This window comes from Trichothermofontia sp. (assembly GCF_053493415.1).
The window spans coordinates 25,237-40,653 of sequence record NZ_JBRCAD010000105.1; the positions used below are offsets into that span (position 1 = coordinate 25,237).

General features: G+C 56.2%; 12 protein-coding genes. 7 read left to right on the forward strand and 5 right to left on the reverse strand.

Annotated elements, in window-relative coordinates; genetic code table 11:
* Positions 1 to 104 precede the first annotated feature (104 nt).
* From ACWIUF_RS08945 to psb29, 4 genes are all read right to left on the reverse strand, one after another.
* The gene (locus ACWIUF_RS08945) at positions 105 to 641 is read right to left on the reverse strand and encodes a class I SAM-dependent methyltransferase (protein WP_448571993.1); all 537 of its coding nucleotides are present in this window, start codon (positions 639 to 641) and stop codon (positions 105 to 107) included.
* Between the two features lie 2 nt (positions 642 to 643).
* Positions 644 to 2,923 carry a sensor histidine kinase gene (locus ACWIUF_RS08950; protein ID WP_448571994.1) on the reverse strand — a complete coding sequence of 760 codons (2,280 nt, stop codon included), beginning with the start codon at positions 2,921 to 2,923 and terminating at the stop codon, positions 644 to 646.
* Positions 2,924 to 3,256: 333 nt separating this feature from the next.
* A complete protein-coding gene (locus tag ACWIUF_RS08955; RefSeq protein WP_448571996.1) occupies positions 3,257 to 4,969 on the reverse strand; it encodes a hypothetical protein in 1,713 nt (570 codons plus the stop codon).
* A 120-nt stretch (positions 4,970 to 5,089) separates the two neighbouring features.
* Complete coding sequence (gene psb29, locus ACWIUF_RS08960; protein WP_448571997.1) at positions 5,090 to 5,809, reverse strand: photosystem II biogenesis protein Psp29; 720 nt, start codon at positions 5,807 to 5,809, stop codon at positions 5,090 to 5,092.
* A gap of 158 nt (positions 5,810 to 5,967) precedes the next feature.
* Between psb29 and ACWIUF_RS08965 the strand changes: the two genes are divergently transcribed.
* From ACWIUF_RS08965 to argZ, 6 genes are all read left to right on the forward strand, one after another.
* The gene (locus ACWIUF_RS08965; protein ID WP_448571999.1) at positions 5,968 to 7,065 is read left to right on the forward strand and encodes a hypothetical protein; all 1,098 of its coding nucleotides are present in this window, start codon (positions 5,968 to 5,970) and stop codon (positions 7,063 to 7,065) included.
* A 112-nt stretch (positions 7,066 to 7,177) separates the two neighbouring features.
* Positions 7,178 to 7,954: an HpsJ family protein gene (locus ACWIUF_RS08970; RefSeq protein WP_448572001.1), complete on the forward strand. Its 777-nt coding sequence runs from the start codon at positions 7,178 to 7,180 to the stop codon at positions 7,952 to 7,954.
* 469 nt (positions 7,955 to 8,423) lie between these two features.
* A complete protein-coding gene (locus tag ACWIUF_RS08975) occupies positions 8,424 to 9,215 on the forward strand; it encodes a DUF502 domain-containing protein (RefSeq protein ID WP_448572002.1) in 792 nt (263 codons plus the stop codon).
* Between the two features lie 36 nt (positions 9,216 to 9,251).
* Entirely contained in the window at positions 9,252 to 9,899 is a 648-nt protein-coding gene (gene nusB / locus ACWIUF_RS08980; protein ID WP_448572004.1) for a transcription antitermination factor NusB, read from the forward strand.
* 18 nt (positions 9,900 to 9,917) lie between these two features.
* Positions 9,918 to 10,961, forward strand: a complete 1,044-nt coding sequence (locus ACWIUF_RS08985; protein WP_448572006.1) for a glycosyltransferase family 2 protein — start codon at positions 9,918 to 9,920, stop codon at positions 10,959 to 10,961.
* Positions 10,962 to 11,203: 242 nt separating this feature from the next.
* Positions 11,204 to 13,321 carry a bifunctional arginine dihydrolase/ornithine cyclodeaminase gene (gene argZ / locus ACWIUF_RS08990; RefSeq protein WP_448572008.1) on the forward strand — a complete coding sequence of 706 codons (2,118 nt, stop codon included), beginning with the start codon at positions 11,204 to 11,206 and terminating at the stop codon, positions 13,319 to 13,321.
* Positions 13,322 to 13,400: 79 nt separating this feature from the next.
* Here argZ and ACWIUF_RS08995 read toward each other — a convergent pair whose 3' ends face one another.
* Positions 13,401 to 14,234, reverse strand: a complete 834-nt coding sequence (locus tag ACWIUF_RS08995) for a Uma2 family endonuclease (RefSeq protein ID WP_448572009.1) — start codon at positions 14,232 to 14,234, stop codon at positions 13,401 to 13,403.
* Between the two features lie 167 nt (positions 14,235 to 14,401).
* Here ACWIUF_RS08995 and ACWIUF_RS09000 point away from each other — a divergent pair, with 167 nt between their 5' ends.
* Entirely contained in the window at positions 14,402 to 15,343 is a 942-nt protein-coding gene (locus ACWIUF_RS09000; protein ID WP_448572011.1) for a class I SAM-dependent methyltransferase, read from the forward strand.
* Positions 15,344 to 15,417: the final 74 nt, after the last annotated feature.

Below are 15,417 nucleotides of genomic sequence, written 5' to 3' on the forward strand. Positions count from 1 at the left end.
CCCGATCGGGACAATAACCCATCCAGCACCCAATCGTAGGTCGAAAATTCCTCCCGGAAGTGTCCTTCAGCGTCTTCGCGCAGGAAATCCCCGCCAACGGCAGCCTATTGGTGGATAAAGGCGCGGATATTGTCTAGGGCATTTTCAGGGGTCAAAACCACGTCATGGATATACAGTTGCCCCCCAGGCTGCATCATATCCCTGATCCGTCCTAGGGCAATTCCTTTCCAAAAGTCCGGCAGGTGATGGAAGGCAAACGTGGTAGTCACAGCCTCAACCAGAGGCCCCGAATGTTCGTAGGTAAGAAAGCCCGCATGGTGAAATGCGAGGTTGGTAAGCTGGGCCTGGGCTGCTTTGGTCTGGGCGCGGGCGAGCATGGCCTGGGAAACATCCACGGCATCGACCCACTGACACCGTTGGGCCGCTTGGACGGCAAAGGTACCTGTCCCAGCCCCAAAATCAATGAGCCGATCCGTTGCGCTAATCCCAAGTTCGTCGAGGACGCGATCGCTTTCAGCCACGATGTCACGAAAATCGGCATGGCTAGCATCATAAATATCCACTTCCGATTGGCGGCTGTAGTCTCTGCCAACGGACTGAAATTCATCGTACTCAAAGGTGGGAGGCTGTTTCGGGTTCATAGTCAAAAGGGTGACGTTACCTGAGGAACAGACAGGGGCGGAGCCGTTGTCGGGACACTGCCCTGATGGGTTGGGATTTTAATCGTAAACACTGTACCGCTTTCCGCCTTCGACTCGCACGTGAGCGTTCCCTTGTGTTTGTCAACAATAATTTGATAGCTGATCGACAGCCCTAATCCTGTCCCCTCGCCAATGGGTTTCGTCGTAAAGAAGGGGTCAAAGAGTTTGGGCTGAATCTCAGCCGGGATAGGGGGGCCATTGTTCATGATCTGAATGCTGACCCAGTCGTTATCACATAGTTGGGTTGTGATCCAGATCGTGGGTGGGTCGGTTTGTCGCTGCTCATCAGTACAGGTCCGATCGTAGGCTTCCAAAGCATCGATCGCATTGGTCAAAATATTCATAAAAACCTGATTAAGCTGCCCCGCATAGCATTCAATCTTAGGCAGATCAGCATACTCTTTGATGACATTAATGCCACTATACGCAGGACGAGCCTTCAGGCGATTGTGCAAAATCATCAGGCTACTATCAATGCCCTCGTGAATGTCAGCCAGCTTAAACTCAGCCTCATCCAGGCGGGAGAAGTGGCGTAATGACTTGACAATATTGTGGATACGCTCTGTTCCAACCTTCATCGAATCTAATAGTTTCGGAAAGTCAGTCTTGATAAACTCAATATCAATATCTTCCAATTCCGGATGTTGTTGCTGATCCAGCTTGGGTTGGATGGCTTGATACAGCGTCACGATCGTCAATAAGTCCTCAGCATATTCCTGGGCGTGCATGAGGTTGCCATGAATAAAATTAACAGGATTGTTGATCTCATGGGCGACCCCAGCCACCAATTGACCGAGGCTAGACATCTTTTCGGTATGAATCAATTGCGTTTGCATCTGTTGCAGATTCGCCAAGGCTGCCGAGAGAGCTGCCGTCCTAGCCGTGACCCGATCCTCAAGGTCAGCATTGGTTGCTTCCAGTTGGACAAATGAATCTTTTAACTGTTGCGCCATGCGGTTAAAGGCTTGGGCTAAAACCTTTAACTCCCGAATCTTGGGTAGGGCAACGGTTTGATCCAAGTTACCCGCCGCGATCGCCTCACTGGCCGTACTCAGCCGTAGCACGGGCTTGGTAATCCACTGGGAGGTGATCAGGCTCATGACCACAGCCAAAAGTAACGTGACCAAGCCGAGTTGTAGGGTGGCCTTGGCGATCGTGGCATTCACTTCCCCAAGGTAATTAGATTCAGGAATTAGGGTAATAACCTGCCAGTCGAGCAACCCCAGGGGCGCAACGGAGAGGTAATAGCGTTCCCCCGTTTCCTGATGGCGATAGGTTAGCTGTTGGGGACGATCGACCTGGGCAATATCGATCCGTTCGCTGGTCAAGATGCGATTAACCAGTTGGATAGCTGGCGTGGTGGCTTCCTGGAGATGTTTGAGTTGGAGTGAGTCCGGACCCGTCACCGTATAGGGTTCCTCAACTGCGATCGACGTAGCGATCAATTCGCCCTTGGTATTGACAATAAAAACCGTCAGATTATTTTGCGCTGCCAACTCCTGTAAATAGTGAGCAATTTGTTGCAGTTCAAAAGCGATACTGACAACTCCCATCACCTTACCTGGCTGCGTCAGAGCTAACGAGGCATTAATGCCCGCTGTGCGACTGGTCCGAAAGACATAGGCATCAGTCCAAGCCAATTGTCCGGGCTGGGCCAGTGCGACCTTATACCAGGGCCGTTGGGGGGCATAGTAGGTTTCCGTCTGCACCTCCGTTTCCACAAGACGCCGGGTTTGGCCGCCCACTGCCACCGCATAATGCTCGGTCGTCTTTTGGGTTTGCTGGGTTTGTGGATTCCAATCCCGCCGGATCAGGTTGATCCGGGTATCGGACTGGCGATGCACCCCCAGGTAGTCCCCATCCTCACGTCCCAGCTCTAACCAGGCAAAGGTCGGATGGGCCTGGATCATGCGGAGGTAAAACTGCTCCAATGCCTGGGGATTATCGCTGTTGAGCAAATCTTCCGTGAGCTGATGCTGCACCAACTGCCCCGCTGCTTCCACCCGCGAGAAAAGGTCATCCACCGCCTGAATCGTGCTGCGGGTAGTTGTTTCATTCACCTGGGTCACAATGCTTTCGATATTACGGCGCGACATCATTAACCACGACACATGGACGATCGCGGCTGTAGCACTCACCGTGATCAAAATGGCACCAACTAAGGTGGCTTGCAGTCCCAAGCCCCTATGCCGATTGTCAGAATCCGGTTTAAGCGCCGTCATAGAAGATATCTCGCTATCGAAATGGCTAGTCGGATTTGTCAAAGGTCAGTCACAGGCCCAATCAGGCTACCCTTCCGTCCCAGCAGACGCGATCGGGTGTTATCAGCCCCCATCAGATCCCGATAGATCCAGAATGCCCAGTTACTAACCAGAAGCAACTATTGGTCATCGCCCTGGAGCAAGATCGCAGCCCGACTATCCCCTGTCCAAACCTAGGGATATTACCTTTTACGGCCACCCCAGACCGATTTCCAGAAATCTAGCTCTTTTCCCCCGCCAACTTTCCCGCCGGATCATCTTCCCCAGCCCCGTGCGGGGGACCGAGCCGCTGGGCTACTCCGAGCCGAGGGTTGGGGTTAGGACCGGACTAAAGCGGCCATTTTCGCCATACACCCAGGCAATGCCGTCGGGATCACGGCTCTGGGACCATTGGGCAAAATCGGACTGTTTTTTCAGGCGGTTAATGGTTCGGCGGGTGGTGTTGAGGCGACGGGCCAGGGCGCTGCTAGAGAGGGATGCGTCGCTACTGTCTACTTCTTCCAGAATGGCCTCATAGGTCTGCCAAATAATCACGAACAGGGCAAACAGAACCACCACTACAATTTCAGGCCGTAGGAACCACTCGGCTTCGTCCTCGGCTGCCGCCCCATCCTGGGGCGATCGCGGAGGGACGATCGCGGAGGGCATGGCAACGACTGCTTCAGCGGCTGCTACCGCTGCACTTGTCGGCCCTGCGGGTTCCCAATCACGGGCTTCCGTCTCTAACGCGCCGTGCAGCTCTAAGGCTTGCCCCTCTAGCGCCAGATCATCGGTCACCTCATCATCGGTCACCTCATCATCGGCCACCTCATCGGCCACCTCATCGGTCATATCATCAGTAACATCTGGGGGGGGGCTGGTGATCGGGAAGGTTTGCTCGTCGGATATCGGTTCCAGCGGATCGTCAAGGATATGGACCGTGTCGCGATCGGCAGTCACAGCCTCCACTTCCCGATCGGGAAGTCCTGCCTCGGCGCGGCTTTCTGATGAAAGGCTTGGGTTTTCCAGGTCCCGCTCAGCACCACGGAGAGCTTCGGCAACCGCTTCGGCTGGGGCTGTTTCGGGGGCTGCTGCCGGCATGAGATCAGACAGGAGTGCGGCTCCGCTGACGAATAAACTGGCCGGATTCGCCGCCAAGTCGGCCAAGCGGTTGTCAATTTCTGGCGGGTGAACCGCCCCCGTAGCCTCCGGCTCCTGTGCCGGTGTGGCTGAGCTCCCTTCTGGCTCCAGTCCCAACCCCATTAAGTCTGGCGGGTCGCTGCGATCGCGAACCCCATTTTCTGGCTCTAGTCCGGACTCGATCGCTTCTAGTTCAGCGCTGAGGGATGCGAGTACACCTTCCGGCTCCTCTGGTAGTAACGACTCCGTAAGCCCTGACGGCTCGTTGAGGGCTTCCGCCACTAGAGGGGCAGTCCCAACCTGTTCAGGTTGAATGTCCGTCAGCGCTGGCGGGTCGCTGAGGACTTCCGTAACCAGGGTTTCGAGCACAGACTCCAGCTCCTGTCCCGGCTCGGCGGGTTCCGGCTGATCGCTGGAGGCCTCCGTCACGCGCGTTTCAAGCACCGCTTCTGGCTCTAGGCCCGCGGCAGCCGCTGCCGCGCTGCTGGCGGGTGCTGACAGGGGACGGGCAGGTTCTGGCTCTTGGGTGAAGTCTTCCGAGACGGCGATCGGGGTAGGCGGCGGCTCTGGTTGCGTTTTTAGAAAAGCCGCGAGCTCAATATCTTCGCGCCAGTCAGCCAAAAGTTGCCCCCGCTGCCGTCCCCAAATTCTTACGGTTTGCGCGGACGTGAGGGCGAGCGGTTGCAGATGCGCCAAGAAACCCTGCACAAGGGCAACGGCACGCTGCTTTTCAGGGGTTGGCTCTGCCTCTAACAACACTTGGAGGCAGTTATCCTGTAGCCGTACCTTGATAACCCAAGTGGGTTCTGGATTCTGCATCTTGAAGACGGTTTCGAGTGCCTGTGGATTGCCCTGTTGTGCCAATAGCCAGAGGTCTGCGGATGGCATGATCTGGTTTCCCCCCAATTACCCCAAAATCCTCCCCCCACAATAAGGGTAATAGGAGATAATGGCACTCTTGCTCAATCTTCCTTCAGAAATAGACCCGCCATCCCCCCCAAGCTTCCCCTAGGCTGACTCGGCAGCATTATCCGGGGAAGGGGCTACGGCATCTTGCTGGGCCTGTTCCCGTTGTTCTCGTCGTTTGCGTTCCGCCGCGATCGCATCCGCCATGACCGCTTGGGCTTGCTGCATTTTTTCTAAGTTACTGCGATACAATTCCAAATCTCGCTGGAACTTGTCTACGGGCACCTTGAGGGTTTCACCAATCTTTTCAAGTGTCTGGGCTAGCCGCGCATCATCCTTAGTCAGATCCGGATCAGACCATTCCAAGAGCGAGAAAAGGCCGATCGCAAACAGGCGACTATACTTAAAACGCGGATTCTCGGCGATCGCCCGCAGATAGGCTTGTAGGTCCGCCACATCATCGCGATGGGACTGGAGGCAAAGCCAGTCAATCAGTTCATCCACGGGTAAGTGCTTGGCCAAGTCCCGCAGGCGATCGGCATCCTGACGCAAGCGATCGGGATCGGCCTCAATGGCCCGACACAACGCCTGGAAGATCGACGCCTGATCCTTGGCTGGCTGGTACCCCTGCATAAATCGGTCAAAGGACGTGACCACGCCCACCGCGTAGACCGGATCGGGCCGGAAATCCACGTTGACCGAGAGGAGATGCATTTCCACGATCAACTCCTCAACCACCCGCCGATAGATCGTGTTAATCGGGCGAGTGTGCAGGCTATAGAAGCTACGTTTGGTGTCGGAAACGGTGCGGACGTTGTTCACAGAAATTTTTTATTGCCTTAAAAGTCCTTTTTTCCATTCTACGAGGGGTTGGACTCATTCGACGCCTTTAGCCCGGACTGAATAGACTGGGCACAGGTAGGCACCGTCACGGGGCGAACGGGTCTGCAGGGTGAGCAGGGGTGCCCATTTGAGGATTTATGCAACCTAAAGTCGGTCAACAATTCGAGCAACGACTGGTCTGGGCAGGGATTGGCTTGGCAAGTATGGCCTTAGTAATTGCCCTGCTCTATGGCTTAGTCACTACGATCCGGCGTTTGGTCCAGGGGGATGTGGCCATCTCTCCCCAAGCCGCCTTTGCCCAAACCCCTTGTGTAACGATCGTGGCCGATCCCAATCCCCCCCTGAATGTGCGATCACTCCTAGGAACTCGGTCACCTGAGACCGTCGTGGGCACCCTGGCGAACGGTACCGTGTTAACGGTAGTGGCAGAAGCTCAGGGGTGGCTGCACCTCAAGGCTCCCTTGGCGGGCTGGGTTTATCAGGAATTGACAGCGGTGGTGTGTCGTACTCCACCCGTGCCCACTCAACCCGGTCTATCGGCGACACCAGACCTCGGGGAACTCATTTTTGCGGGCGCGACGGAACAGTACCAAGCCGGTCGGCTAGAGGATGCGATCGCCATTCTCCGGTCGATTCCCCCCGATAGTGTTGCCTATGGCCGCATTGAAGACACCGTGACCCAATGGCGGCGGGATTGGCGGCAGGCGGAGACCCAGTTCACCCGTGTGCAACAGGCATCTGAAGTGGGGCAATGGTCCACGGTGCTCGCTGAAATGGCGCACATGCCAGCGATTCGGTTCTGGCGCAGTAAGTTAACCCCGCTCATCATGACGGCGATCGTCCAACCCCAATCCCTGGGTTCCCCTGCCCCCCCACCGCTGCCAGAGACTTCCCAACCCCTAAGCTTTCCCAACGAGCAGCGATCGGTCTCCGTAGCCGGGTTCTTTCGCGGCACCGCCCCCCATTCCTACTTGATCCAGGCAACCCAGGGCCAAGTGTTGCGGGTCGAGACGGCTGGAGCCACACCCCTTCCCCAGGTGTTTGCCCCCGATGGCACCGCCCTCCGGCCCACAATGGCCGCCGATCAGACCGCATGGCACCTGCAATTACCCCAAACGGGAGCCTATCGCCTAGAGTTAAGCCGCGATCGCAGTCCCTACAACTACGCCCTAGTCATTTCCCTTGATCCGGAGCCGGTTCAACCCGAGCGCAGGCAACCCGGTCGGGTGCCGTAAACCGGGGTCCCCAGTCTCCGGAACACAGCAAAAGGGCAAGACTGGCCCAAGGGTGCTATGGTTTTCAAAATCCCTTTGCTAACCCTCTGCTAAGCATTGCTAGGCCGCTTCCATGAACGAGTTTTCCTATAAACCTACCCCTACCGTCGCGACGATCCTACGGATTATTGGGATTGTATTGGTCCTAATTCCCATCATTAACTGCCTAGCCTTGGCTATTCCCTATGATTGGGGGAGTCGCCAGTGGCAATTAAGCCTAATCCCCCAGTTAGTCGATCAGGGGCCCATCCCGCTGCTAGGGATCGCGTTTTTCTTGATCGGCAGTTGGATCGCACGGGTCAATGCGAGTGCCCTGCTAGAGCGACGCTTGTTCTTTGACCTCCGGTTTTGGTTGTTGGTGTTGGCCGCCATCCTGGGCGTCTTTTTCCTGGTGTTGGTCCCTGTGCATCTGAGCAATGTGCAGTATGAGCGATCAGAGGCGCTCAAACAGATTGAGACGGACATTCAACAGGCCCAATCCCAGATTGATGTCCAGCTCCAAATGCAGCTACAGCAACAGCGGAGCCGGATTAACACCCTGCTGGAAAACCCGGAACAGGTCCAAGCAGCCATTGCCCAAGGGCAAATGGACCCGGAAAATGCCGCACTCCTGGAGCAGTTCAAACAGGACCCTAAAAAGATTGATGAGTTTCTCAAGCAGGAAGCCGATCGCGTGCGCCAGCAAGCCCAGCAAGAAATTGATGGTCGCCGCAGCGAGGCGGAGACCCGTGCCAAGATTCGAGTCTCCCAAGCATCCTGGCGCACCAGCATTAACGGAATTGTCCTAGCCTTCACCTATGCCATGATCGGGGCTTGGGGTCTCCGTGCCCTGATCAACCACCAGATGTAGGCAGACAGATAGACCGGCAAATAACCGGGCGATCGGGCGGCAGTGCCCTGTTCGCCACCGGCTCACGGTCGTTACACCCCATGCTCAGATCGACCCGTGCTACCAAGGCGGCTGGGATCTCCGCTACGATGGGTGATTAAGGCTTGATCCCCATGCGATTATTTAGATAAATGTTATATGGGATACTGATTCAGAATTCCATCGCGATCGTCACCGACGCCCCACGCCCGTCGCTCAGGGGTGGCCGATCGGGTCCTCCGTGACGGGATTCCTGAGGCAACTTGAAACAATTCTTTACAAGTCTTACAACTAAGGTAGATACAAGTCTTACAACTAAGGTAGATCCCACGGGCATCATCCGTGGCCCCGTGCGATCCCCCTTCCCCCAGCCAGCGGGTCACCCCCGGCTGGTTCCCTAATCCACCCAACTACTTGCCTTCCCGGTCCGTCAGAGGAGAATCAGCCTACTGTGTTCAAACATCTGAAACAAGATCTTAAGAATGACCTGATTGCGGGCCTTTTGGTTGTGATTCCGCTGGCCACGACCATTTGGCTGACCTTCACGATCTCCACCTGGGTTGTTAGTTTCCTGACCCGCGTACCCAAGCAACTCAACCCCATCAACGATCTTGATCCCCTGCTGATTAACCTGATTAACCTGGCCCTGGGGCTGGCGGTGCCCCTGTTGAGTATCCTGTTGATTGGCCTCATGGCCCGGAATATCGTCGGGCGGTGGTTGCTAGATGTGGGAGAACGGGTTCTACAAGCGATTCCCTTTGCTGGGTCAGTCTATAAAACCCTGAAGCAATTGTTGGAAACCCTGCTCAAGGATTCGAGTAGCAAATTCCGGCGGGTGGTGTTGGTGGAATACCCACGCCGGGGCCTGTGGGTGATCGCCTTTGTGACGGGCAATGTCAGCAGTGAAATCGAACCCCACTTTCCGGGACCGATGCTCAGTATTTTCATCCCGACTACACCGAATCCAACGACCGGCTGGTATGCGATCGTGCCCGAAGCGGAGGCAATTAATATCTCGATGTCGATCGAAGATGCCTTTAAGGTGTTGATTTCGGGCGGGATTGTCAACCCCAGTGCCATGACCCAGAATGGCATGAGCTTGCCCGATCTACGGCGACTGGAGGAGCGACGGGCCGAGGAGGTTCGCCTGGAAGCGCTAAGATCAGAAGCACTGCGATCGGAGAATCCGCGCTCGCGGAGTGTGGCCACCAGCGAGGCGATGTTGCCGGTTGAAGAAGGCTAATCACAGAAGGTTCTTTGAAGAAGGCTAAAAATCCACATGAAAGCCCGCCAAATTTCCCGTGAGTTGGCCCTCTTGGCCCTCAGTCAACTACCGTCGAGTCCTGAACGACTAGCCAAGCAAGACCTACAAAATCTGGTCCTAGCAGCGGTGCGTACCCTGACCACCGAGGCCCACGAGGCGTTGGAAACGGCAGCAATGGAACTCGATCGCGGGCATGAGCAACTGCTGAAAAGTGAAACCCAGGCAGCCCATCTGGACAGTGCGCGGGTGATGGTCCAGGCGGCGATCGCGCAGGGACAAGCAGCCCTCAATCGCCTAGGGGCCGCGCTCGACTTCCCGGAGCGGATTCAATTGGCCAATCAAGCCGATGTCCGTGCCTATGCCCTGGAAATCCTGGCACACCTCCACGCCAACCGCCCGGAAATTGATCAGCTGCTAGAGGCGTCGCTGGTGGACTGGCAAGTGCAGCGCTTGGTGCGCCTCGATCGCGACCTGCTCCGAATTGCCATTACGGAAATGTGCTACCTAGGGACCCCGGAACGGATCGCGATTAACGAGGCCGTTGAACTGGCCAAACTCTATGGGGATGAGGATGGGCACCGCTTTATTAACGGCGTCCTGCGGCGAGTTGTCCAGCAACTACAGAATCGTCCCCCGGTGGGTGGGGTGCCGGCAAGCTCCTAGGCGGAGGCGGAGCTTTCCATGTCAACCCAGCCGCCAACTTCCCCAAGTCCCAGCCTTTCGATCGTGGTGCCCCTCTATAACGAAGCGCCCAATATTGATTACTTTTTTGCCCGTCTAGAACCCGTCCTCGCCCAGATTGCTTGGCCCTACGAAATTATCTGCGTCAATGATGGCAGCCGCGATCAGACATTGGCGGAATTATTAAAACACCACGATCGTAATCCCGCGATTAAGGTCATTAACCTGTCGCGTAACTTTGGCAAAGAAGTTGCCCTCACGGCGGGACTTGACTTTGCCCAGGGGACAGCCGTGATCCCGATTGATGCTGATTTGCAAGATCCACCAGAGCTAATTGAGACACTGATTGCCAAATGGCAGGAAGGGTACGACGTGGTCTATGCTACCCGTCGCACCCGCCAGGGCGAAACCTGGTTGAAACGCCTGACGGCCAATCTGTTTTATCGCGTGATGGGCCAGATGTCCCCGATCGCTATTCCACGGGATACGGGGGATTTTCGCCTCTTAGATCAGCGAGTGGTGATGGCTCTGAAGCAGCTACCTGAACGCACTCGGTTTATGAAAGGGCTGTTTGCGTGGGTGGGTTTTCGGCAGACCGCCGTTTATTACGATCGCGATCGTCGCTACCAGGGACAAACCAAATGGAGTTATCGGCGGCTTTGGCGTTTTGCCGTGGATGGCATTACCTCCTTCAGTTTGGTCCCCCTCAAGATCTGGAGCTATATCGGGATCAGTCTATCATTGCTAGCCTTTACCTATGCCTTTTTCCTCATCCTCCGCACCCTGATCTTGGGGGTGGATGTACCGGGCTATGCATCCCTCATGGTGGTTTTACTATTCCTAGGGGGAATGCAATTAGTCACCCTGGGCATTATTGGAGAATATTTGGGTCGGGTGTATGAAGAAGTGAAGGGTCGCCCCCTTTATTTAGTGCGCGATACCTATGGCTTGAGCCAGCAGGAGCTAACGGTAGCCCCCAACCGAATGGAGCCAGCGAGGAAACCCGATCGCGATCGCCAAGGCTCACGAGAGCAAGGCGATTAGCAACTTGGCCATCGTTGCGAAAATTGGTATTTTTCGAGGTGCCCATAATACAATAGGCAATTGGTCAACTGATCAACTCGTGCTGTCTGGCGAACGGCTGGTCAGCGCTTTTGTGTTTGCCAGATACAAAATTTGCTAGACGCGACAGTTATAGAGGTTCTTGTCGAACCCACTCGACAAACGCTTGACTGCCAGAGAGCTTATGGGTTGATGCAAACGCTTACTTTCAGGATTTTTTCTCTATGACAGCCTCTGCTATTCGTATTCTAATGTGTCCTCCCGATCACTATGACGTAGATTACGTGATTAATCCTTGGATGGAGGGAAATGTTCATAAGTCTTCGCGGGAGCGGGCCGTTAGCCAGTGGCAGGGCTTGCACCATATTCTCAAGGAATACGCGATCGTGGATCTGGTTCAACCCCAAAAAGGCTGGCCGGATATGGTGTTTACGGCCAATGCGGGGCTAGTGCTGGGGAATCAGGTCGTCCTCAGTCGCTTTTTCCATAAGGAACGGCAAGGGGAAGAACCCCATTTCAAAGCCTGGTTTGAATCCCAGGGGTATACGGTGCATGAACTCCCCCATGATCTGCCCTTTGAAGGGGCGGGGGATGCCCTCCTTGATCGCGAGGGGCGGTGGCTCTGGGCAGGCTATGGCTTCCGATCGGAACTCGACTCCCACCCCTACCTGGCCGAGTGGCTTGATATCGAAGTCCTGTCCCTGCGGTTAATGGACGAGCGCTTCTACCATCTAGATACTTGCTTCTGCCCGCTTACTGATGGCTACTTGCTCTACTATCCCCCCGCGTTTGATGCCTACTCGAACCATTTGATTGAGCGCCGGGTGCCCACAGCGAAGCGGATCGTGGTCAGTGAAGTCGATGCGGACAATTTTGCCTGTAATGCGGTCAATATTGATCACACGATCGTCATGAACCGGGCCAGCAATGACCTGAAGCAACGCCTAGGTTCCCTTGGGTTTACCGTGCTGGAGACCCCGCTCACGGAATTCCTCAAGGCGGGGGGCGCAGCCAAGTGCCTGACCCTCCGGACCACGGAACCGCTGCAAGTGGATCTCCATGCCAATGCCCCGGTGGAAAGCCGCGTGATTCAGTTACAGGGCCATCTTTTGGATGCCGGGTTAATTAACCGGGCACTGGATCTGATTGTGGAGGGTGGCGGCAGCTTCCAGGTGCTCAATTTCAACCTGGGTGAGCAGCGGCAAAGTACGTCTTCCGCAGAAATTAAGGTATCGGCGCCCTCCCGGTTAGTCATGGAGGAGTTGGTATCGCAACTGATTAACCTGGGGGCAATGGCCCGTCCCCAAGAAGTCTGTGATGCCCAGTTGGAAACGGTCACCCAAGCGGGGGTTGCGCCCGATGATTTCTATGTCACCACGATTTACCCGACGGAAGTGCGGGTGCATTGCGAGTGGGTACCGGTACAGAACCAGCGTATGGATGGGGTGGTGGTGGTCGCCGAGACTGCGGCAGGCCCGATCGCCCAATGTAAACTGATCCGGGATTTGCAAGTCGGCGATCGCGTCGTTGTTGCCGTCGAGGGGATTCGCACCATCCGCAAGCCAGAGGCCCGTGACCAGCGGGGCAGCCAGGAGTTCACCTTCATGGGATCGGGGGTTTCCAGTGAACGCCGGGTGGAACTAATAGTCGAACAAATTGCCTGGGATTTGCGCCATATCCGTGATCAGGGGGGCAAGGTGGTCGTGGTGGCGGGTCCTGTAGTCGTCCATACCGGAGGAAGTGCCCATTTAGCACGGTTAATCCGGGAGGGCTATGTGCAGGCGTTGCTCGGTGGCAATGCGATCGCGGTCCACGATCTGGAACAGGCGATGATGGGCACTTCTTTGGGGGTTGATATGCAGCGCGGCGTGTCCGTGCGGGGCGGTCACCGCCACCACCTGAAGGTGATCAACAAGATCCGGGGCTGCGGTAATATCCAGGCCGCCGTTGAGCAGGGCGTGGTCACCAGTGGCATTTTCTACGAATGCGTGAAGCGGCAGGTGCCTTTCTCCCTAGCTGGCTCGATCCGGGATGATGGCCCGTTGCCCGATACCCACATGAACCTGATCGAGGCTCAACAGGATTACGCCCGTCTCTTGCAAGGAGCCGATATGATCCTCATGCTGTCGTCGATGCTGCACTCGATCGGCGTCGGCAACATGACGCCTGCGGGGGTCAAGATGGTTTGTGTGGACATCAACCCGGCAGTGGTAACCAAGTTGAGCGATCGTGGCTCGCTGGAGTCAGTCGGCGTGGTGACGGATGTGGGCTTGTTCCTGAGCCTGTTGACGCGCCAGTTGGAAAAACTGACCAGCCGCTACGATCTGGCAGCGGTGAATTAGGCAGCGCTCTGAGGTGGATGTGGGCGACCAGCAGGGTGGCGGCTAAAGTCGTCACTACGGCCCCCACGCCGAACCGATCCTAGCGGTCGGGCAGGTTATTGGGATCAAGGCCGAGCGATCGCAGGTACTGCACGAGCTGTTCTGCGCGTTGCCGTTCGGCTTCTGCGCGTTGATCTGCCTGTTCTGCGCGTTGCCGTTCGGCTTCTGCGCGTTGCCGTTCGGCTTCCGCGCGTTGCCGTTCGGCTGCGAGTGCTTGTTGTTGTTGCCGCAGTTGGACACGCACATCATCGGGTGTAGGATAGGCATTCCCCTGGGCGTCATACCACACCAAGATTTCCTGCTCAATGCCACCCAGCCGTTGGCGACAAAAGCCCAACCCTAACCCAATATCAGCAAACCAATAGGGACGATCGGCCTGCGCCGTACTGAACACAAGCTGATACTCTCCCTCTACTAACTGGTACACCTCAAACGGTTGGTGCTGATCGCGTCGCCAAAATTCCGGGTTGTAGATCACGTAGTAGAGAACCCCTAGCTTGCGGTAAATCTCCTGCTTCGAGCCATATTCGCCGCCCGGTTTGTGGGAGACCATCTCCAAGACCAGGATCGGCACCACCCAATTTTCTTCCCAGGTGGCATAACTGCGCCGCGATCGTCCGCCCTTGCGCCGCTCGACACCCAAACTCAAAAACGCATCCGGCACCACAGGAATGCGGGGATCGGCGCCCGTCGTGTGGTACACCGCCATATCGACCCCAAAATACCAATCCATCCGATCGGCCCACAGGCTGGCCAACATGAACAACAACAGATTAGGCAGAGAATTTTGATCTTCGTTGTCCACAGGCGTATCGTCGGAGCAGGGTAACACTTCCGTTGAGGGCAAGCTAGCGAGAAGTTCAGGCGCAATCATCGTTGCGGTCTCCTGGGGGGCTGTCTAACTTTAATTATAGGAAGGCTCTTCAGGGAGCACGCATTGCCAGTCACGTCAGCACCCCACGTCCACGGGAAGTAAGGATTTATTAAACTGAAGGGGTTTATCTGTTGCCCGATACCCGATCGGCTTTTGCGGAAATCCTTATGCCCCGTCAAGACACGATTTTTGAGCGCTTTCTGGCCCCGTTTTTTCGGACGTTTCTGATCGACGAACCGGCCCTGCGCCGATTGAAAGCCGAAATTGATTGGCCAAAGGCCACGCAACGGTTCCAACGATTCTCCGGTGGAGACACGGCACGAACGGATCTCACCTATCCCGACTATTACCGGACGGCCCCCTTTCATGGCATTGTGGGCGGCTATCTCACGGCTGATGCGGCGGTTACCTATGACCCCATTACCTACCACGTCCTGCCCCCAGGGGAAGCGATCGTCCGTCAAGCCTTAATAGACACCATTCGCGTGAAATCCCCACAACGGATTTTAGACCTAGGATGTGGTACCGGTTCCATGACCCTATTGCTCAAGCAAGCCTTCCCCGATGCTGAGGTCATTGGCCTGGATCTGTCGCCCTACATGCTGGTCATGGCCGATCGCAAAACGCAACAAGCCCAACAAACCATTACCTGGCTCCATGCCGACGCCGCCCACACAGGGCTGGAGGCCGCAAGCTTTGATCTGGTGACCGCCGCCCTCCTGTTTCACGAAACTCCTCCGGCCATCACCCAGGCCATCTTGCGTGAAGGGTACCGGCTCCTGAAAACCGGGGGCGAGTTTCTGGTGTTGGATGGCAACCAGCAAACCCTGCGGTTTACCCCCTGGCTGATGGATATCTTCGAGGAACCGTATATCAAAGACTATGCCGACAACAGCCTCGATGCCGACATGGGCCGGGTCGGCTTTGGGGCCGTGCAAACCACTCCCTTTTGGTGGATGCATCAGGTGACGCGGGGCGTGAAACCGATCGCCGATGCCACCCCGGCAACTGCCCAAGCAGAGTACGCCAATGCGGCGGCAGAGACGCGGCGCGAGCGTAAGCTAGAGGTAGAGCCAGGGACGGGGGATTGGGTACCCGTACCCAGTTAAGGGAACGCTGCCCTAGGGGGATGGACCCGACTCAGTGAGCGGCTCCTACCCCCATTGATCCAGCGGTCTAGACC